We start from the raw sequence: 19,923 nt of genomic DNA, 5'->3' as shown, positions 1-19,923 counted from the left end.
CAGCGCGTCGGTGCGGCTTCGTCGTGTCCGACTCCTTCGAGGGCCCAAGGGCCCCACATCCTGCACGGCGGAGCCGAAAAGGTCGAACACGCGCGCCATGCTTCGCTGATTGGGGTGGCGCCAGCAGGATGTGACTGCGGGTGTTCGCGTGTCGTACGTACGGTCCAGTGGTGGAGGCCAGGTGTGAGGGCGCGGGGGGGGCGATGTGGCGGCTGGCAAGGGGTCCGATGCGGCTCGGCATGCCCGGTACACCTACCGGCTCCGTGTGTCGTCAACTGCCCGTGCAGGGCTACTGGCGGAGTGGGACCGGTGCCGGTGGGTGTGGAACGAGTGCGTGGCCCGCTCCAAGAAGGCCCATGCGGACGGGGAGGAGTGCGGTCCGGTCCGGTTGGCCCGGATGCTGACCGAAGCCCGCGCCATGACGCCGTGGCTGGCCGAGGGTGCCTGCGTACCGCAGCAGCAGCTCATCCGCGACTTCGGCAGGTCCCGTGCGAAGGCGCTCAAGGACATCAGGGACCGGCTGCCTGCACAGCAGCGGGCGGGGATGCCGGGCTACAAGAGGAAGCACGAGGCCGATCCGAGCCTGAACTACACCCGGCAAGCATTCCGACTCAAGGACGGGCGCCTGCATCTGGCAGGTGGCATCGTGCTGAGCGTGGTGCGGTCCCGAGAGTCAGCCGCCGAGCCCTCGTCGGTTCGGGTGTTCAGGGACAGCCTCGGTCACTGGTACGCCTCGTTCGTCGTCCCCGCCCGCGTCGAGCCGTTGCCTGAGACCGGAGCGGCGCTCGGTGTGGACTGGGGCGTGAAGGAGATCGCGACCACCACCTCTGACACCCATGACCTCCCGCATCCCGAGCACGGCAAAAGAGCCAAGGGCAAGCTGTGCCGATATGACCGGATGATGGCCCGCCGCAAGCCGAAGAAGGGCCAGGCCGCTTCGAAGGGCTACCGGGAGGCGAAGAAGTGGCGGGCGAAGACCTACCAGAAGATCGCCCGGCAGCGGCAGGACACGGGCCGCAAGTGGGCTAAGAAGGTAGTGCGCGACCATGATGCGATCGCGGTGGAGGACTTCAAGCCGAAGTTCCTCGCCAAGACGTCGATGGCACGCAAGGCAGCCGACGCCGCGATCGGCGCCACCAAGCAGGCCCTGATCGAGATGGGCCGCAAGCACGGACGGGACGTGCGTCTGGTCCATCCCGCGCACACCACCATGGACTGCGGACGCTGCGGAGCGAGAACCAAGCACGCACTCCCGTTGTCGGAACGCACCTACACCTGCACAGCGTGCGGGGCCGTGTCCCCCAGGGACAAGAACTCCGCACGTGTGATGCTCCTCCGGGCTGGTCTGAACCCGGCTGGTGTCGAGGGCGTAAGACCTCCTGGAGCGCTGCTCCAGGAGGCGGCCTGAGCCAGGAATCTCCTCCCTTCCTCAGGGAGGAGAGCAGTCAAGCCCCGTCAGTCTCGCGTGCAGCGAGCGTGCGGAGGCGTCGGTGAGGGAGGCGATCTGGTCGACGATCACCCGCTTGCGCGCGTGGTCGTCGGGTGCCTCCTCGAACAGCGCCCGGAACTGGGGCTCCAGACCGTCCGGCGCGCGGGCGGTGAGCGCCTCGGCCAGCTCGGCGACGACCACCCGCTGGTCGGCACGGAGCCGCTCCTGCTCGGCGCGCTGCATGACGTACCGGTCGGCGACCGCCTTCAGCACCGCGCACTCCATGCGGGTCTCGCGGGGTACGACGAGTTCGGCGCCGTAGCGGGTGAGCCGGCCGGTGCCGTACGCGGCGCGGGTGGCGGTCTCGGCGGCCAGGCAGAACCGGCCGATGAGCTGGCTGGTGGCGTCCTTGAGGCGGGCTTGGGCGACCGCCGTGCCGTCGTAGCCGTGCGGCCACCACTCCTCGTCCTGGAGGCGGTCGAGGGCGGCGGCCAGCTCCGCCGGGTCGGTGTCCGCGGGGACGTAGCGGCCGACGGCCACCTCGAACACCGACTGCCGCTCGGGCTCCGCGTGCAGGCAGTTGGGGTCGATGTGGCCCGCGTGCAGGCCGTCCTCGACATCGTGCACCGAGTAGGCCACGTCGTCCGACCAGTCCATGACCTGGGCCTCGAAGCAGGTGCGGGTGCCGGGGGCGGTCTTGCGGACCCAGTCGAACACCGGGCGGTCGTCCTCGTACACACCGAACTTCGGGGACGCCGGGTCGGTGGGGTGGTCGCCGCGCTGCCAGGGGTACTTGGTGGCGGCGTCCAGGGCGGCGCGGGTGAGATTGAGGCCGACGGAGCCTTCGGGGGTGAAGCGCTTGGGCTCGATGCGGGTGAGGAGCCTCAGGGACTGAGCGTTGCCCTCGAAACCGCCGCAGTCGTCGGCGAATTCGTTCAGCGCGACCTCGCCGTTGTGGCCGAAGGGCGGGTGGCCCAGGTCGTGCGAGAGGCAGGCCGCCTCCACCAGGTCGGGGTCGCAGCCGAGGGCTGCGCCCAGCTCTCGGCCCACCTGGGCGCACTCCAGGGAGTGGGTGAGGCGGGTGCGGGGGCTGGCGTCCCATGCCTGGGTGCGGGTTCCCGGGGTGACCACCTGGGTCTTGCCCGCGAGGCGGCGCAGGGCCGCGGAGTGGAGGATGCGGGCGCGGTCGCGTTGGAAGGCGGTGCGGCCTGGGCGTTTGTCGGGTTCGGGGGCCCAACGTTCGACTGACGTCGGGTCGTAGCCGTCGAGGGGTGCGGTGCCTTCCATGATTCGACAGTAAAGGTCGGCAGTGACAAATGGGGGGTGGCGGGTGCCTACTCGGCTGCCGAGTTCGGTTGTTCGGCGGGTGCGGGTCTGTTGTGGCTGGTCGCGCCCACGCGGCGCAGCCGCATATCGGTACAGCCCCACGCCCCTAGGGAGTTGCCGTCGGCCCTTGTTTCAGGCTGAGGCCAGTTCCGTCTCCGTGCTCGCCCGCGTCTGGTCGTAGCGGTGCAGGATCAGCTGGGCCATCGACTCCTGGGCTCCGAGTGGGGCGGAGGCCAGCCAGGGGGCCTGGGTCGCGCACTGGGTCGCGAAGCGGCCCGGCGCCGTGAAGTACGACGCGATCGCCACTCTGGGGCGGCCCCTCGCCGCCAGGGCGTGCAGGGCCGTCTCGACCGTGGGGGTCGCCGCCGAGGCGTACGCGGGGACCACCGGGACGCCGAGGCGGTCGGCGAGGAGGCGGGCCGTGCGGCGGGTGTCGGTGGCCGAGTCGGGGTCGCGGGAGCCCGCTGCCGCGAGGACGACCGCGGTCGAGCGGCGGGTGGCGGCGTCCATGGTGGTGGGCCAGCCGACCTCGGTCAGGCGGGTGTGGAGGGCGTCGGCCAGGAGCGGGTGGGGTCCGAGGGGGGCGGCCACGCGGGTGCGGGCGGGTGCGGCGGCGGCCATCTCGGGGATGTCCTGCTTGACGTGGTAGCCGCGGCCGAGGAGCAGCGGGACGAGGACGGCGGGGCTGTCGCCGAGGGCAGCGAGGGTGTCGGGGAGCAGGGGCTCGTTCAGCTCGATGTGGCCCAGGTGGAGGGGAAGGGCGGGGCGCGCTTCGCGTACCCGGTCCATCAGGGCCCGTACGGTGTCGAGCGCGCGCGGGTCGCGGCTGCCGTGGGCGACCAGGACCAGGGCGGGCGGGGCCGGGCGGCGGCCGATCGGCGGGACGAGCCGGAGCCGGCCGGCGAGCTGGCTGCTGATGCTGTTCATGAGGTGCGCGGTGCTGTCGAGGTGGATGCGGGACTCGTCGTGCAGAGGGTTCGACGCCGTCATGGAAGGATCCTGGCCCCGGGAGGTTGCGCCGCCGTTGCCGGGCCGTCACGGGTATTTTCCGTGCGTTCACTTCGTACGAATGCACAATGTGAGGCGAACCGGATCGGTGTCCCGCGCGTCCTCCAAGGTCGGAACCGATCTCGGGGGACCGATCACTGGGGGACCGTATGAAGATCCGTCGACCGCGGCTGCCGCGCACGCGCCGGGGGCAGCGGCGGCTGGTGCAGGCCGTGATGGCCGTGTGTGTGCTGGCACTGCTGCCGGCCGCCTGGCTGTACGTGTCGACGGCGGACCGGCTGCGGACGACGGCGGACGCGCCGCGCGCGGACGTCGCCGTGGTGTTCGGGGCCGGGCTGTGGGACGGGGAGCCGTCGCCGTATCTCGCGCACCGGCTGGACGCGGCGGCGAAGCTGTACCGGGCGGGCCGGATCAAGGTCGTGCTGGTGACCGGGGACAACAGCCGCAAGGACTACGACGAGCCGGACGCCATGCGGACGTACCTCAGGAAGCACGGGGTGCCGGACGCCCGGATCGTCAGTGACTACGCGGGGTTCGACACCTGGGACTCCTGTGTGCGGGCCAAGAAGATCTTCGGGGTGGACCGGGCGGTGCTGATCAGCCAGGGGTTCCACATCCGGCGCGCGGTGGCGCTGTGCGAGGCCGCGGGGGTGGACTCGTACGGGATCGGGGTCGACGCCAAACACGATGCGACCTGGTACTACGGCGGGACGCGCGAGGTGTTCGCGGCCGGCAAGGCGGCGCTGGACGCGGTGTTCCATCCGGATCCGACGTTCCTGGGACCGCAGGAGCACGGGGTCACGCGGGCGCTGGCGGGGGCACGGGACTGAGCATGGAGATCACGGACCTGACGCCGGCCGAGCGGCGTGTTCGGGACGCCTTCCCGCTCGGCGAGGGGGTCGACTTCCGGGAGGGCGACGACGAGGACCCCGCGCAGGGCGCCTCGTGGGGCCCCGAGCGCACTCTGCGGGCGGAGGTGCTGCGGGAGCTCCTGCTGGACGGGCCGGTGCGGGAGGGGCGGATAGCCGGTCTGAAGGTGGCGGGCGCGCGCATCACGGGGCGGCTGGACCTCAAGTACGGAACCGTCGGCCATCCCGTCCGGCTGCGGTTCTGCCACTTCGAGGAGCCGCCCGATCTGTACGGGGCGCAGGTCGTCGCTCTGGTCCTGAGCGACTCGGTGCTGCCGGGGCTGACGGCCGGGAATCTGCGCGCCGAAGGGGTCGTGCGGATGACCTGCTGCCGTGTCACGGGGCCGGTACGGCTCCAGGGGGCGAAGCTGTCCGGAGCGTTCTTCGCCAACGGTGCGCGGCTCGGCAGGCCCGACGAGGTCCCCGAGGAGCCCGTGCTCCAGCTCAACCACGCCGAGGTGGGCACGGACGTGTGGGCCCCGGGACTGGTCGCGCACGGCGCGGTCCACGTGAACGGGGCGGTCGTCCGTGGTCAGGTGAACCTCAACGACGCGGAGCTGAACGCCCCCGGGGGAACCGCGTTGCACGCCGAGGTGCTGACGGTCGGCACCGACCTGCATGCCATGCGGCTGCGGACCCGTGGCCGGGTCAATCTGGGCGGTGCCCGGATTCCTCGCCAGCTCAACCTGGCCCACGCCCGTCTGTCCAACCCGGGCGGCCAGGCCCTGCGCGCCAGCAGCAGTGTCGTCGGCGAGCTGTGGCTGCGGGAGGCCGCCCCGATCGAAGGATCCGTCAATCTGCGCCGTGCCCAGCTCGACCTCTTGCACGTGCCGCCCGAGGTGTGGCCCCGGCAGGTCCAGACCGACGGGCTCAGCTACCGCGTCCTGACCCCGCACCTCCCGGCCGAGCAGCGTCTTCCGCTGCTGGAACGCGAGCTGGACGGTTATCTTCCCCATCCCTACGAGCAGCTGACCACGGCGTACCGCACGGTGGGCGACGACGACGCCGCGCGCACCGTCCAGCTGGCCAAGCTCCGTCGCCACCGCCGCACCCTGCCGCCGTACGCCCGGCTGTGGGGCTGTCTCCAGGACGCGGCCGTCGGCTACGGTTTCCGCCCGATGCGGGCCGCGGGCTGGCTGCTGTTGCTGCTGTGCACCGGGACGCTCGCCTTCGCCCTGCACCATCCGCACGCGCTCAAGCCCTCCGAGGCGCCCGCGTTCAACCCGCTCTTCTACACCCTCGACCTGCTGCTGCCGATCATCGACTTCGGCCAGGAAGCGGCGTTCGCGCCGCGCGGCGGGTACCAGTGGCTGTCGTATCTGCTGATCGCCACCGGCTGGGTGCTGGCGACGACGATCGCGGCGGGCGTCACCCGCTCCCTGAACCGGCAATAGGAACGGAAACCTGTACCTCACGCCGCCCCCGGCCCGGCGGGGAGGTCGGCTTCCCGGCCGCGTAACAGGGAGCCGTCACGGGACGTAACACGCCCGAAGCACGCTGGTCGGCATGGAGACCACCTCGACGCCCACCCACTGCCCGTACTGCGCCCTGCAGTGCGGGATGAACATCACGCCCCTGCCGCAGGGGGGCGTCGAGGTGTCCGAGCGCGCGGACTTCCCGGTGAACCGGGGTGCGCTGTGCGGCAAGGGCCGTACGGCCCCGGCGGTGCTGTCGTCGGCGGTGCGGCTGACCTCGCCGCTGGTGCGGTCCGGCGGCCGGCTGGTGCCCGCCTCCTGGGAGGAGGCGCTGGACCTGATCGCCGAGCGGCTCGGGACGGCGCGGGAGCGGTACGGCCCCGACGCGCTGGGGGTGTTCGGCGGGGGCGGGCTGACGAACGAGAAGGCGTACGCGCTCGGCAAGTTCGCGCGGGTGGTGCTGGGCACCTCGCAGATCGACTACAACGGCCGCTTCTGCATGTCGTCGGCGGCGGCCGCCGGCACGAAGGCGTTCGGTCTTGACCGGGGGCTGCCGTTCCCGCTGGAGGACGTCCCGAAGACCGGGTGTGTGATCCTCGTCGGCTCCAATCTCGCCGAGACCATGCCGCCGTCGCTGCGCTTCTTCAGCGAGCTGCGGGAGAACGGCGGCACGCTGATCGTCGTGGACCCGCGCCGTACGCGGACCGCCGAGCAGGCGGACCTGCACCTGGCGCCCCGTCCGGGGACGGATCTGGCGCTGGCGCTCGGCCTGTTGCACCTGGTGGTGGCGGAGGGCCGTACGGACGAGGCGTACATCCAGGAGCGCACGTCCGGCTGGGAGGAGGCGCGGGCGGCGGCGATGGCGCACTGGCCGGAGTACGTGGAGCGGATCACGGGGGTGTCCGTGCCACAGCTGCGGGAGGCGGTGCGGCTGTTCTGCGAGCCGGAGTCGGCGATGGTGCTGACGGCGCGCGGGCCGGAGCAGCAGTCCAAGGGGACGGACACGGTGGGCGCGTGGATCAACCTGTGCCTGGCGACCGGCCGCGCGGGGCGTCCGCTGTCCGGGTACGGCTGTCTGACCGGGCAGGGCAACGGGCAGGGCGGGCGGGAACACGGCCAGAAGGCCGACCAGTTGCCCGGCTACCGCAAGCTGGACGACCCGGCGGCGCGGCGGCACGTGGCCGGGGTGTGGGGCGTGGACCCCGATGCGCTGCCCGGGCCGGGGCGCAGTGCGTACGAGCTGCTGGACGCGCTCGGCACGGACATCCGGACGCTGCTGCTGATGGGGTCCAACCCGGTGGTGTCGGCGCCGCGCGCGGCCCATGTCGAGGAGCGGCTTCGTTCGCTGGACTTCCTCGCCGTGGCGGACGTCGTGCTGTCGGAGACGGCGGAGCTGGCGGACGTCGTTCTGCCGGTCACCCAGTGGGCCGAGGAGACGGGTACGACGACCAGCCTGGAGGGCAGGGTGCTGCTGCGCCGGCAGGCGGTCGCCCCGCCGCCGGAGGTCCGCAGCGACCTGTACGTCCTGCACGGGCTGGCCGCCCGGCTGGGCGTGGAGAAGGGCTTCCCGACCGACGCCGAGGAGGTCTTCGAGGAGCTGCGCAGGGCCAGCGCGGGCGGCCCGGCGGACTATTCGGGGATCACCTACCGGCGGCTGGCGGAGGAGAACGGGGTGTTCTGGCCGTGTCCGTCGGTCACGGACACGGCTGCCGAGGACGGCGAGGACGCGGTGCTCGACGCGCTCCCCGACGATCCGGCCCAGGACGCCGAGACCTTCGTACATCCCGGCACCCCGCGTCTGTTCCTGGACCGGTTCGCGACCGCTGACGGGCGGGCGCGGTTCGTGCCCGTGACGCACCGGGCGAGTGCGGAGGAGCCGGACGCGGAGTATCCGCTGCTGCTGACGACCGGCCGGGTGGTGTCGCAGTACCAGTCGGGCGCGCAGACGCGGCGGGTCGCGGAGCTGAACGCGGCCGCGCCGGGCCCGTTCGTGGAGCTGCACCCGCGTCTGGCGGCCCGGCTCGGGGCGGCCGAGGGCGATCCGCTGGCGGTGGTCTCCCGGCGCGGCCGGGCCGTGGCTCCCGCCCGCATCACCACCGCCATCCGCCCGGACACCGTCTTCATGCCCTTCCACTGGCCGGGCGAGGGCCGCGCCAACACCCTCACCAACCCGGCCCTGGACCCGACTTCGCGGATGCCGGAGTTCAAGACGTGTGCGGTGCGGGTGGAGGCCGTCGGGCCCGTGTGACCGGGGCCCCAGGTCCACCGGAGTAGTGCGGTTCCGTCCGCGGGACGCGGTGGTGGCGGGGCGGGCTCGCGTAGGTTCGCGGTATGTCCGACACCGAGCAGTTCGACCTCGACGCCTACCTGGAGCGCATCGGATGGGAGGGGGGCAGGCGGGCCGATCTCTCGACCCTGCGGGGTGTGCACCTGGCCCACGCGCTGTCCCTCCCCTTCGAGAATCTCGACCCGTTGTCCGGCAGGGCTCCGTCCCTGGCCCCGGGCGATCTGATGGCCAAGATCGTCCGTGGTCGGCGCGGTGGCTACTGCTACGAGCACAACACCTTGCTCAGGCTGGCCCTGGAGGCGCTCGGCTTCGGCGTGACGGTGCTGGCGGGCCGGGTCGTCCTGGGTGCGGAGAAGCTCGAGAGCCGGCCGCGTACGCACATGACGCTGCGGGTGGAGGTGTCGGGTGAGCCGCGGCCGTATCTGGCGGACGTCGGGTTCGGGGCGGCCGGGGCGCTGCTGGCGCCGGTGCCGCTGACCGTCGGCGAGGAGTTCGAGGCTGCGGGGCGCCGGCACCGGTTCGTGCATCTGCCGCACGGCGGGCCGCTGGAGCTGTGGGCGCTGCAGACGTACGACCGGGGCGCGCGGGACTGGGTGAGCCAGTACGCGTTCACCATGGAGCCGTTCTTCGCGCCTGACTTCGAGGTGTTCAACTGGCACGTCGGCACCAATCCCCGCTCCCCCTTCACCCACCGCCCCTACCTGCAGCGGACCACTCCCGAGCGGCACCTCGCCCTCGACGGCGACCGGCTGGTCGAGACCCGGGCCGACGGCACGGTGACCGAGCGCAGGCTCGCGGACGAGGCGGAGGCGCGGCGGGTGGTGGAGGAGGAGTTCGGGATCGCCGTGCCCGAGGGGCTCACGCTGCTGGGCTGAGTCAGCAGCGGGCGAGCCAGTCCCCGCCCGTTATCAGCCGCCCCCGGGCCCGCAGCCGGGCGGCGATGCGCGGCGCGGCCACGTAGACCCAGGCCCGGGCGGCCGTGCCGTCGGCGCGTACGACGTCCCGGGCGACGCGCTCGTAGAGGTTGCGCGGGTCGCCCGGGGCGTACTCCTCCAGCCGGTCCAGTTCCGCGAGCAGCCGGCCGTAGGCCTCCGGGAGCGCGGTGACCAGGTCGCCGCTGACCGCTTCCCCGGGGGCCTCGACGGCGTAGGGGTAGCCGGGGCCGTCGTAGAGCACCGCGTCCGGGAGCCTTGCCGGTTCCTCCGTGTGCGTGCGGCCGCGCAGGAGCAGGTCGTGGTTGGGCTCGCCGGGGCGAAGGGTGCCGTAGACGAAGAACGGCAGCAGGTCTCGATGGTCCGGAGCGATCACGGAAACGATTCTCTACCCCCTTCGACTCCGCACACATCTCCATGACGCCGCTATGGACATGACATGTCATGCGCTCTTAAATCTCAGTCGAACTCAGCGCCACCCCCACGCCGCACCTACCCCCACGCCTCGAAGGCGCCTCCCCAAGGAGACAGATGAGTCGGATACGTCTGCACGTCCGAGGAACCCGTCGTCTCGCCACCGCCGGTGTCGCCGTCACCACCGCGACCCTGCTGGCCGCCGCCCTCTCCCCCGCTGCCCACGCCGACGGCCGGCCGACCCGCGCCGGAGCCATCGAGAACGCGGCCTCGGCCCTCGTGGCGCACGCCGCGAGCCTGGGCCTGACCTCCGCCCAGGACACCAGCGTCCGGGACGTGATCGTCGACCGGAACGGCACCCAGCACGTCCGCTACGAGCGCACCTACCACCGACTCCCGGTACTGGGCGGTGACTTCGTGGTCCACCTCGCTCCGAGCGGCGCCTTCCGCAGCGCCGACCGGGCGACCCGGAGCCGTATCGCCCTGTCCTCGATCGTCCCCAAGGTGTCGGGCCCCAAGGCCGCCGACCTCGCGGTGAACGCGCTGCGCGCCGTCAACCTCGGTGACACGCTGAAGAACCTGAAGGCCAAGCCCGAGCTGGTCGTCGACGCCCTGCACGGCGCGCCGAAGCTCGCCTGGCGCACCAACGCCGTCGGCCAGGACTCGCTCGGCAACCCGGTCGCCCGGACCGTGCTGACCGACGCCCGCACCGGCGCCCAGATCGACGCCTGGGACAGCATCGAGACGGCCACCGGCGACGGCAAGTCGCTGTACGGCGGAACGGTCCCGCTGGAGACGACCCAGTCCGGCTCCTCGTACCAGCTGAAGGACCCGACCCGCGGCAACACCTACACCGGTGACGCGGAGAACAAGACCGACCTGTGCTTCTTCGGCATCTGCTTCAGCCGGGCGCCCGCGACCCTGTTCACGGACGCCGACAACCACTGGGGCACGGGTGTCAACTCCGACCGCTCCTCGGCCGCCGTCGACGCCCAGTACGGCACCAACGAGACCTGGGACTACTACAAGAACGTCCACGGCCGCAGCGGCATCGCGGGCGACGGCAAGGGCTCGTACAACCGCGTCCACTACGGCAACAGCTACAACAACGCCTTCTGGGACGACAGCTGCTTCTGCATGACGTACGGCGACGGTGACGGCAGCACCTTCGGGCCGCTGGTCGCGCTGGACGTGGCCGGTCACGAGATGTCCCACGGCGTGACCTCGAAGACGGCCGGGCTGACCTACTCGGGCGAGTCCGGCGGACTCAACGAGGCCACCTCCGACATCCTCGGCACGATGGTCGAGTGGTACGCCAACAACCCGTCCGACCCCGGTGACTACCTCATCGGCGAGAAGATCGTGAAGTCCGGCTTCGGCAAGCCCGCGCTGCGCTTCATGGACAAGCCGTCCAAGGACGGGAACTCCGCCGACTACTGGAGCTCGTCGGTCGGGAACCTCGACGTCCACTACTCCTCGGGCGTCGCCAACCACTTCGCGTACCTGCTCTCGGAGGGCAGCGGCGCGAAGACCATCAACGGGGTCAGCTACGACTCGCCGACCTACAACGGCTCGACGGTCACCGGCATCGGCCGGGACAAGGTCGGCAAGATCTGGTACCGGGCGCTGACGGTCTACATGACGTCCTCCACGAACTACAAGGGCGCCCGCACGGCCACCCTCAACGCGGCCAAGGACCTCTACGGCGCGGGGAGTGCGGAGTACAACGCGGTGGGGGCGGCTTGGAGCGCGGTGAACGTGAACTGAGCCCCTGAAACACCACGAGGCCGGTGCCCGTTCGGGCACCGGCCTTCTGGTGTGCGCTCCGATCAAGCCGCCAACTCCGCCTCCCGCGCCGGAGTTTCCTCGGCCTGCCCCGGCTTGGCGTCCCGCATCACCACCACCGCCAGCACCGCCGCCGCCAGCACCCCGACCGCGCTGAGTGCGAAGGTGGTGGACATCGACGAGGTGAAGGCCTCGCGGGCGGTGCCGAGGAGGCCCGGGTGGGCCGCGGCGACGGCGCCGGCGATGGACTGGCGGGCCTGGGCGGGGGCGTCGGCGGGCATCCGGTCGGTGTAGCCGCTGGAGAGCAGCGAGCCGAGGATCGCGATGCCGAGGGCGGTACCGGCCTGCTGGACGGTGTCGTTGAGGGCCGAGCCGACGCCCGCCTGGTCCGGCGGGATGGTGCCCATCAGGGCGCCGACCGCCGCCGGCATGGCCGCACCGGCACCGAGGCCGAGGAGGCCGAGGGCGATCGCCGGGACGGTGAAGCCGGAGCCCGCGTCGACGGTGGTCAGCAGGGCGAAGCAGGCCACCATGATCAGCATGCCGGTCAGGATCACGAAGCGGTTGCCGATCTTCGCGGCGACCTTCACGCCCACGGTGTTGCCGACGATCGCGGTCACGGCCAGCGGCAGGAAGGCCAGGCCTGCCTCGATGGCCGAGTAGCCGAGGACGAACTGCAGGTACTGGGTGAGGACCAGCAGCAGGCCGCCGTTGCCGATCTGGACCAGGGCCAGGGAGAGCGAACCACCGGTGAAGTTGCGGTGCTTGAAGAGGACCAGCGGGACCATCGGGGACTCGGTGACGTTCTCCCAGACGATGAAGGCGGCGAGCGCACCGACCGCGACCGACAGGCTGACCAGCGAGCGGCCGCCGAAGGCGCCGTGCTGCGGGATCTCGATGATCCACCAGACCAGCGCGGTCATCCCGGCCGCGGACAGCACCGCGCCCAGCGGATCGGCCTTCTGCCAGGGGGCCTTCGACTCCGGCATCAGGGTCACGCCGGCGAGGACGGCCAGCGCGACCACGGGGACGTTGAGGAAGAAGATCGAGTGCCAGGAGAAGTGGTCGACCAGCACACCGCCCAGCACCGGGCTGCCGACCAGGCCGAGCATCGACACCGAACCCCACGCCGCCATCGCCCTGCCGCGCTCCTCCTCGTCGAAGACGGTGATGAGGATGGAGAGGGTGGACGGCATGATCAGCGCCCCGCCGACGCCCATCGCCACGCGTACGGCGATCACCTGGCCCGGGTCGGCGGCGAAGGTGCCGGCCAGTGAGGCGGCGCCGAACAGCAGCAGGCCGATCAGCATCACCTTCCGGCGGCCGAAGCGGTCACCGAGGCTGCCGGAGGTGAGCAGCAGGCCGGCGAAGACCAGGACGTAGGAGTCGAGGATCCACTGGACGGCCTGGGCGCTCGCGCCGAGGTCCTCGGTCATCGCGGGCACCGCGACGGTGAGCGCCATGCTGTCGACCACCAGGACCAGGGTGCTCAGGCAGAGCACGACGAGGATCCACCAGCGACGTGGGTTGCGGGTTTCCATGGGAGTTCCCCCTTGTGTCGCCGTACGCCGTGCCGCGTACAGCGTTCCGACGTTGCGAACACTGTTCCGTGCGATGCGCACACTGTACGCAGAGCGGAACAGTGTGCGCAACCCTTGAACTCTGTACGCTGGATGCGAACGACGTACGCACACAGAGGAGTCCGCCGATGGCCGCAAGGACCGAGCCGAACCCGATCCCCTCCGTCTGGGCCCGGCAGCGGCGCGAGCCCGACCAGCCCTCCCTCAGCCGGGACGCGATCGTCCGCGAGGCCATCGCCATGCTGGACACCGACGGCATCGAGGCACTGAGCATGCGCAAGCTCGGCGCCCGGCTGAACGCCGGCGCGACCTCCCTGTACCGGCACGTGGCCACCAAGGACGAGCTGATGGAGCTGGCCGTGGACGAGGTCGCCGCCGAGATCCAGATCCCGCCCGCCGACAGCCCCGACTGGCGGGCGGCCGCCGCCCGGACCGCGCACTCCTTCCGCGCCACCGCCCTGCGGCACCCCTGGCTGTCCACGGTCATGGGCCAGGCGGGCCTCGCCTACCTGGGCCCCAACCTGATGGCCCTCAACGAGCGACTCGCCGCCCTGTTCGTCGAGACCGGCTTCCCCGACCCCGAGGGGGCGATCAGCGCACTGCTGGCGTACGTGATCGGCATGAGCACCACCGAGGCCGCCTGGCTCACCACGGTCGCCCGCTCGGGGCAGACCGAGGCCGCGTTCGTCGCCCACCTGCTGCCCGCCGCCCAGCAGGCCGCGGCCGACCACACCAACCTCGCCGCCTCCTACGCCTCGACCGATGCCGCCGCCACGGACCCCGCACGGCAGCGCGATGCCAAGTTCGACTACGGCCTGGACGTCGTCCTCGACGGACTGGCCCAGCGCCTGCCGCACCAGTCCCGCGGAGTCAGCTGACCGCGCTCCGGGGGTGGTTGGGGAGGTCTGACGATCCGTAGGGCGGCGCGTACCGGTCGCCGGGTCACCCGTTCACACCCGGACGGGGAGCCATTTGTGTTCTTTTCATACTTGTTCTCACGCACGCCCATGACCTGCCGGAATTCGACCCGGCTAGGCCGTGCGGGGGCCCTGGGCGCCACCCGTTCACCGCATTTCTGACGCTCCGTCAGGAAGCGGCCGGGCGCGAGTACGACTTTCCTCGGAAGGGCAGGGGCCGCGCCCCCTGTACGAGTCGGATCAACGAGTCGGACAAGCCCTGGGGAGCACCATGCGACGCACCGCCCGTCTGCTGACCGGTACCGCGCTCGCCGTCGCCGCGGCAGGACTCGCCACGGCACCGGCCCACGGCGAGACCGGCAGTCTGCAGGTGTACCCGTCCACCACCATGCCCGGCAGCCAGGTCACCGTGAACACGGCGGCGTGCGGGGCCAGGGGCACGGCGGTCGGTGACGCGGGCGCGGTCGGCGCCGGCACCTTCACGCTGGCGCCCAGCACGCACGAGGGCGAGGCGATCGGACAGTTCCGGGTGCCGCCGAGCGCGCAGCCGGGGACGTACGAGATCGTCGCGCAATGCGCGGAGGGCACCAAGCAGGTCACGGGCGACCTGGTCGTGGCGTTGGGCGCGGCGCACGAGCAGGTGCAGCCGCGGGGAAGCGTGAAGACGGGGGTCGGCGGCGCACTCGGCACCGACCCCGTGCATACCACGGCGGGTGTGGCGGCTCTGGCCGTCGCCGCCGCGGGCGGTACCTGGCTCCTGCATCGCCGGGCGAGAGGCGACGGGATCTGACGGACACCCTCCGCTGTCCGTCCGCCGGTACCGCAAGTCCCGCCCCCTCCGGGTCCGATGCCCCTCGTGGCTCGGAGGGGGACGAGGGCCCCTTTCAGGGCTCCACCCAAGTCCCGCCCCGCGGGAGGTTCGCCTCCGGGAGAGGGTTTCGTATGCGAAGGATCGGGGACACCGCCATAGCCGCGGTCACCGTCGTAGCCCTCGGCTCGGCGGTGTGGCTGCTCGGCACGGGGGCCGCGACGCACGCGCCGCCGCAGCCGACGGCCGCCGAGGGCCGCCCCGACCCCGGTGAGGAACGGCTCGCGGCCCCCGCGCTCGACCCGTCCCCGCCCACCCGGATCCGCATCCCCGCGATCAAGGTGAGCGCCCCGCTCATGGGCCTCGCACTCACCGCCGCCGGCAGCCTGGACGTGCCGCCCGCCACGGAGAAGAACCTCGCCGGCTGGTACGAGGCCGGCACCACGCCCGGCGAGACGGGCACCGCGATCGTCGCCGGCCACGTCGACAACACCGAGGGCCCCGCCGTCTTCTACAACCTCGGCGGCCTGAAGCGGGGCGCCGTCGTAGAGGTGGACCGCAAGGACGGCAGCACCGCCGTGTTCACCGTGGACGCGGTGGAGGTGTACGCGGCCCGGAACTTCCCCGACGAGAAGGTCTACGGCGCGGCCAGGCGCCCCGAGCTGCGGGTCATCACCTGCGGCGGCCCGTATTCGAGGGCCACCGGCTACCAGGGCAACGTGGTGGTCTTCGCCCATCTGACAGGCAGCCGCTGACCCTCACAGCGCTCCGAGGTGCGCGCACGGGACCCTCACACTGCCGGTCCGCCCCCGCTGAGGGCAGCGTTCCTCGTGGGAAACAGGAGTGATGCGGCCGGGTAACGTCGGGGCCGCACGCTCCTTTGCATGACCTCGAATACGCGTGTGGTGGTGATCGGCGCCGGCCTCGCGGGCGTACGGCTCGCCCGGCGGCTCGGCGAGCTGGGCACGCCCGCGCTGCTCGTCGGCGACGAGGAGCACCGGCCGTACAACCGGGTGCTGCTCGCCGAGGTGCTGGCCGGCCGGTACGCCCCGGAGGTGATCTCCCTCCCGACGCCCGGCGGCCTGGTGCGCACCCGCGTCACCGGCATCGACCGCGCCGCGCGGCAGCTGCACTGCACCGACGGCTCGTCGATCGCATACGACACACTGGTGCTGGCCACCGGCTCCAACCCCGTGCTGCCGCCGCTGCGCGGCCTGTTCACCCCGGACCACCAGCTCCCGGAGGGCGTGCACGCGTTCCGCACGATGGACGACTGCCTGGGCCTGTCCAAGGCGGTACGCCCGGGTGTGCGGGCGGTCGTCATCGGCGGCGGGCTGCTCGGGGTCTCCGCGGCCCGCGCGCTGGCCGTGCGCGGCGCGCAGGTGGTCCTCGCCCAGCAGGCCGAGCGGCTCATGGAACGCCAGCTCGACCCGAACGCCTCCCGGATGGTGCTGCGGCACCTGAAGGACCTGGGCGTCGAGGTGCACACCGAGTGCCGGGTGCGGGACGTGCGCTGCGTCGGCGGCGCCGTCCGCTCGGTGGAGATGGCCGACGGGTACGCCCTCGACGCCGACCTCGTGGTCCTCGCCTGCGGGGTGCGGCCGCGCGCGGGTCTGGCGGAGCAGGCGGGCCTCGCCGTCCGGGGGGGCGTCCTCGTCGACGACGAGCTGCGCACCTCCGACCCGTACATCCACGCCATCGGCGACTGCGCCCAGCACGACGGCACGGTCTACGGCCTCGCCACCCCGGCCCTCGAACAGGCCGACCTGCTCGCCGAGCTGCTCGCGGGCGACACGAACGCCCGGTACACCGGCACCCGCGCGCTGACCCGGCTGACTCTCACCGGTCCCGACTCCCCCTTCGACCTGGCCGCGTTCGGCGAGACCGAGCCCCGCCCCGGCGACGACGTCGTGCAGCTCGCCGACGCCACCCGGGGCACCTACCGCAAGGTCGTCGTCCGCGACGACCGCCTGGTCGGCGGGGTACTCGTCGGCGAACTCGGCACCGTCGGCGCACTCGCCCGCGCCTGGGAGGGAGCAGAGCCGCTCCCCGACGAAGGCCCTCTGCTCCACCTGCTCACCAACGATGGAGGCTCCTGAATGACCGCCACCCTGGGGGCCACCCCCACGATCGTGCTCGTCGGCCACGGCATGGTCGGCCAGCGCTTCCTCGAAGCGCTCGCCGAGCGCGGCCTGACCGCCACGCACCGCGTGGTCGTGCTGTGCGAGGAGCCGCGTCCCGCGTACGACCGCGTCGCCCTCACCTCGTACTTCTCGGGCAGGACACCCGAGGAACTCTCCATGACCGACATGGAGTTCATCGAGACGCACGGCATCGAGCTGTACGTCGGCGACCCCGCGGAGACGATCGACCGCGAGGCGAAGAAGGTCACGGCGAAGTCCGGCCAGGTCTTCGAGTACGACACCCTCGTCCTCGCCACCGGCTCCTACCCCTTCGTGCCGCCGGTCCCCAACAAGGACGCCGAGGGCTGTTTCGTCTACCGCACGATCGAGGACCTGCTCGCGATCGAGGCGTACGCGAAGGCGAAGGCCCAGGTGGGCGCCGTGGTCGGCGGCGGTCTGCTGGGACTTGAGGCGGCCGGCGCGCTCAAGGGTCTCGGACTCACCTCCCACATCGTGGAGTTCGCGCCGCGCCTGATGCCGGTGCAGGTCGACGAGGGCGGCGGCGCGGCTCTCCTGCGCACCATCGAGGACATGGGCCTGACCGTCCACACGGGCGTGGGCACCCAGGAGATCGTGGTCGACGAGGCCGGTGCGGTCACCGGCATGAAGCTGTCCGACGGCTCCGAGCTGGCCGCCGACATGGTGGTGTTCAGCGCCGGTGTCCGCCCCCGCGACCAGCTGGCCCGCGACTGCGGCCTGACCGTGGGCGAGCGCGGCGGCATCACGGTCGACGAGCAGTGCCGTACCGTCTCCGACCCGCACGTGTTCGCGATCGGCGAGTGCGCGCTGGCCGCGGACGGCCGGGTGTACGGCCTGGTCGCGCCCGGCTACGAGCAGGCGGAGACCGTGGCGGCCACGATCGCCGCCGACGAGACCGATCAGTTGACCTTCACCGGCGCCGACCTGTCCACCAAGCTGAAGCTGCTCGGCGTGGACGTGGCCTCCTTCGGTGACGCGCACGGCACCACCGAGGACTGCCTGGACGTCGTCTACTCCGACTCCCGCGCAGGCCTCTACAAGAAGCTGGTCATCGGCCGGGACGGCACGCTGCTGGGCGGCATCCTGGTCGGCGACGCGGACGCCTACGGCACCCTGCGCGCCCTGACCGGCTCCGTCCCACCCATCTCCCCCGAGTCGCTCGTCCTGCCCGCCGGAGCGGGCTCGGGGGCCCAGCTCGGCCCGTCCGCCCTGCCGGACGAGGCCATCATCTGCTCCTGCCACAACGTCTCCAAGGCCACGATCCGCGGCGCGGTCACCGAGCACAGCTGCACGACCGTGCCCGAGGTGAAGAAGTGCACCAAGGCCGGTACGGGCTGCGGCAGTTGCGTCAAGGTGCTCGGCCAGCTGGTCAGCGCCGAACTGGAGGCCTCCGGCGTCGAGGTCGACAAGGGCCTGTGCGGCTGCTTCTCCCAGACCCGCGAGGAGCTGTACGAGATCGTCCTCGCCCTGCGCATCAACACCTACCAGGGCCTCCTCGACCGCTACGGCCGCGAGGACGCCCGGGGTGGCGACGGCTGCGAGATCTGCAAGCCGGCGGTGGGGTCGATCATCGCCTCCCTCGCCCCGACGATCGGTGTGAGCGGCTACGTCCTGGACGGTGAGCAGGCGGCCCTGCAGGACAGCAACGACCACTTCCTCGCCAACCTGCAGAAGAACGGCTCGTACTCGGTCGTCCCGCGCATCCCCGGCGGTGAGATCACCCCCGAGGGCCTGATCGTGATCGGTGAGATCGCACGCGACTTCGGCCTCTACACGAAGATCACCGGCGGTCAGCGGATCGACATGTTCGGCGCGCGGGTCGAGCAGCTCCCGTTGATCTGGACCCGCCTGGTGGACGCGGGCTTCGAGTCGGGCCACGCCTACGGCAAGGCGCTGCGCACGGTGAAGTCCTGTGTCGGGCAGACCTGGTGCCGCTACGGCGTCCAGGACTCGGTCCGCATGGCGATCGACCTGGAGCTGCGCTACCGGGGTCTGCGGTCCCCGCACAAGCTCAAGTCGGCGGTCTCCGGCTGCGCCCGCGAGTGCGCGGAGGCCCAGTCGAAGGACTTCGGCGTGATCGCCACCTCCAACGGCTGGAACCTGTACGTCGGCGGCAACGGCGGCGCCACCCCGCGCCACGCGGACCTGCTGGCCCAGGACCTGTCGGACGCCGAGCTGGTCCGCCTGATCGACCGGTTCCTGATGTTCTACATCCGCACCGCCGACCGGCTGGAGCGCACCTCGACCTGGCTGGAGCGGATCCCCGGCGGCCTGGACCACGTGCGCGAGGTGGTCGTGGAGGACTCCCTCGGCATCTGCGAGGAGCTGGAGTCCCTGATGGCGGACCATGTGGCCCACTACGCCGACGAGTGGGCGACCACCATCAACGACCCGGAGAAGCTCGCCCGGTTCGTGTCCTTCGTCAACGCGCCGGACACCCCCGACCCCGTCGTCGGCTTCGTGCCCGAGCGCGACCAGATCAAGCCCGACCTGCCGCTGCTGACCATCGGCCACCGTCCCCTGGAAGGAAGCGCCCAGCGATGACCCTGGCACCCGAGACGACCGACCTGAAGGTTCAAATCCGGCTGGATTCCCAAGAGGGCGCGTGGTTCACGGTCTGCGACCTGAACCGCCTGCTGCCCGGCCGGGGCGTGGCCGCCCTGCTGCCGGACGGGAACCAGGTCGCCCTGTTCCGCGACCGCGACGGCGGGCTGTACGGCATCGACAACCGCGACCCGTTCGGCGGTGCGGCGGTCCTGTCCCGCGGCCTGACCGGCACCCACCAGGGCCGCCCGTTCGTGGCGTCCCCGCTGCTCAAGCAGCGTTTCGACCTGGAGTCCGGGCAGTGCCTGGACGACGAGTCGGTGCGGGTGGCGGCTTACCAGGTGCGCAGCACCTGACGAGTGCAGTGCGCAGCACCTGACGAGTGCAGTGCGCAGCACCTGACGAGCG

16 protein-coding genes are annotated in these 19,923 nt (G+C 71.8%); 12 read left to right on the top strand and 4 right to left on the bottom strand.

Annotated features, from left to right (window positions below):
- Window positions 1–205 precede the first annotated feature (205 nt).
- Entirely contained in the window at window positions 206–1,408 is a 1,203-nt protein-coding gene (locus ACIRVH_RS06410) for an RNA-guided endonuclease InsQ/TnpB family protein (protein WP_403948666.1), read from the top strand.
- A gap of 21 nt (window positions 1,409–1,429) precedes the next feature.
- Here ACIRVH_RS06410 and ACIRVH_RS06405 read toward each other — a convergent pair whose 3' ends face one another.
- Window positions 1,430–2,716 carry a deoxyguanosinetriphosphate triphosphohydrolase gene (locus ACIRVH_RS06405; RefSeq protein ID WP_403948665.1) on the bottom strand — a complete coding sequence of 429 codons (1,287 nt, stop codon included), beginning with the start codon at window positions 2,714–2,716 and terminating at the stop codon, window positions 1,430–1,432.
- A gap of 171 nt (window positions 2,717–2,887) precedes the next feature.
- Window positions 2,888–3,745: a sirohydrochlorin chelatase gene (locus tag ACIRVH_RS06400; protein ID WP_403948663.1), complete on the bottom strand. Its 858-nt coding sequence runs from the start codon at window positions 3,743–3,745 to the stop codon at window positions 2,888–2,890.
- 167 nt (window positions 3,746–3,912) lie between these two features.
- Here ACIRVH_RS06400 and ACIRVH_RS06395 point away from each other — a divergent pair, with 167 nt between their 5' ends.
- From ACIRVH_RS06395 to ACIRVH_RS06380, 4 genes are all read left to right on the top strand, one after another.
- The gene (locus ACIRVH_RS06395) at window positions 3,913–4,593 is read left to right on the top strand and encodes a vancomycin high temperature exclusion protein (protein WP_403948661.1); all 681 of its coding nucleotides are present in this window, start codon (window positions 3,913–3,915) and stop codon (window positions 4,591–4,593) included.
- Between the two features lie 2 nt (window positions 4,594–4,595).
- Complete coding sequence (locus ACIRVH_RS06390; RefSeq protein ID WP_403948659.1) at window positions 4,596–6,065, top strand: membrane-associated oxidoreductase; 1,470 nt, start codon at window positions 4,596–4,598, stop codon at window positions 6,063–6,065.
- Window positions 6,066–6,177: 112 nt separating this feature from the next.
- On the top strand, window positions 6,178–8,334 hold the full coding sequence (locus ACIRVH_RS06385) for a molybdopterin oxidoreductase family protein (RefSeq protein WP_403948657.1): 2,157 nt from the start codon (window positions 6,178–6,180) through the stop codon (window positions 8,332–8,334).
- Window positions 8,335–8,417: 83 nt separating this feature from the next.
- Window positions 8,418–9,248 (top strand): arylamine N-acetyltransferase, encoded by an 831-nt coding sequence (locus ACIRVH_RS06380; RefSeq protein ID WP_403948655.1) that lies wholly within the window; start codon window positions 8,418–8,420, stop codon window positions 9,246–9,248.
- Window position 9,249: 1 nt separating this feature from the next.
- Here the strand turns inward: ACIRVH_RS06380 and ACIRVH_RS06375 are convergent, their stop codons facing one another.
- Window positions 9,250–9,681, bottom strand: coding sequence for a gamma-glutamylcyclotransferase family protein (locus tag ACIRVH_RS06375; protein WP_403948654.1), 432 nt, complete (start codon window positions 9,679–9,681; stop codon window positions 9,250–9,252).
- A 155-nt stretch (window positions 9,682–9,836) separates the two neighbouring features.
- Here ACIRVH_RS06375 and ACIRVH_RS06370 point away from each other — a divergent pair, with 155 nt between their 5' ends.
- Window positions 9,837–11,486, top strand: coding sequence for a M4 family metallopeptidase (locus tag ACIRVH_RS06370; RefSeq protein ID WP_403948653.1), 1,650 nt, complete (start codon window positions 9,837–9,839; stop codon window positions 11,484–11,486).
- 62 nt (window positions 11,487–11,548) lie between these two features.
- Here ACIRVH_RS06370 and ACIRVH_RS06365 read toward each other — a convergent pair whose 3' ends face one another.
- Window positions 11,549–13,045, bottom strand: a complete 1,497-nt coding sequence (locus ACIRVH_RS06365; RefSeq protein ID WP_403948651.1) for an MFS transporter — start codon at window positions 13,043–13,045, stop codon at window positions 11,549–11,551.
- 167 nt (window positions 13,046–13,212) lie between these two features.
- Here ACIRVH_RS06365 and ACIRVH_RS06360 point away from each other — a divergent pair, with 167 nt between their 5' ends.
- From ACIRVH_RS06360 to nirD, 6 genes are all read left to right on the top strand, one after another.
- Window positions 13,213–13,962: a TetR/AcrR family transcriptional regulator C-terminal domain-containing protein gene (locus tag ACIRVH_RS06360; RefSeq protein WP_403948649.1), complete on the top strand. Its 750-nt coding sequence runs from the start codon at window positions 13,213–13,215 to the stop codon at window positions 13,960–13,962.
- A gap of 310 nt (window positions 13,963–14,272) precedes the next feature.
- A complete protein-coding gene (locus ACIRVH_RS06355) occupies window positions 14,273–14,791 on the top strand; it encodes a hypothetical protein (RefSeq protein ID WP_403948647.1) in 519 nt (172 codons plus the stop codon).
- A 152-nt stretch (window positions 14,792–14,943) separates the two neighbouring features.
- Window positions 14,944–15,564, top strand: a complete 621-nt coding sequence (locus tag ACIRVH_RS06350) for a class F sortase (protein WP_403948646.1) — start codon at window positions 14,944–14,946, stop codon at window positions 15,562–15,564.
- A 129-nt stretch (window positions 15,565–15,693) separates the two neighbouring features.
- Window positions 15,694–16,908, top strand: coding sequence for an NAD(P)/FAD-dependent oxidoreductase (locus ACIRVH_RS06345; protein ID WP_403948645.1), 1,215 nt, complete (start codon window positions 15,694–15,696; stop codon window positions 16,906–16,908).
- Window positions 16,909–19,515, top strand: coding sequence for a nitrite reductase large subunit NirB (gene nirB / locus ACIRVH_RS06340; RefSeq protein ID WP_403948643.1), 2,607 nt, complete (start codon window positions 16,909–16,911; stop codon window positions 19,513–19,515).
- Window positions 19,512–19,871, top strand: coding sequence for a nitrite reductase small subunit NirD (nirD, locus tag ACIRVH_RS06335; protein WP_403948641.1), 360 nt, complete (start codon window positions 19,512–19,514; stop codon window positions 19,869–19,871). Before nirB ends, nirD begins: the two co-directional genes overlap by 4 nt.
- Window positions 19,872–19,923 lie beyond the last annotated feature (52 nt).

It is taken from the genome of Streptomyces sp. NPDC101165, from assembly GCF_044768135.1.
Classification (GTDB): domain Bacteria; phylum Actinomycetota; class Actinomycetes; order Streptomycetales; family Streptomycetaceae; genus Streptomyces.
The sequence above is the reverse complement of the archived record's forward strand: the minus strand, read 5'-3'. Positions and strand labels throughout refer to the sequence as shown.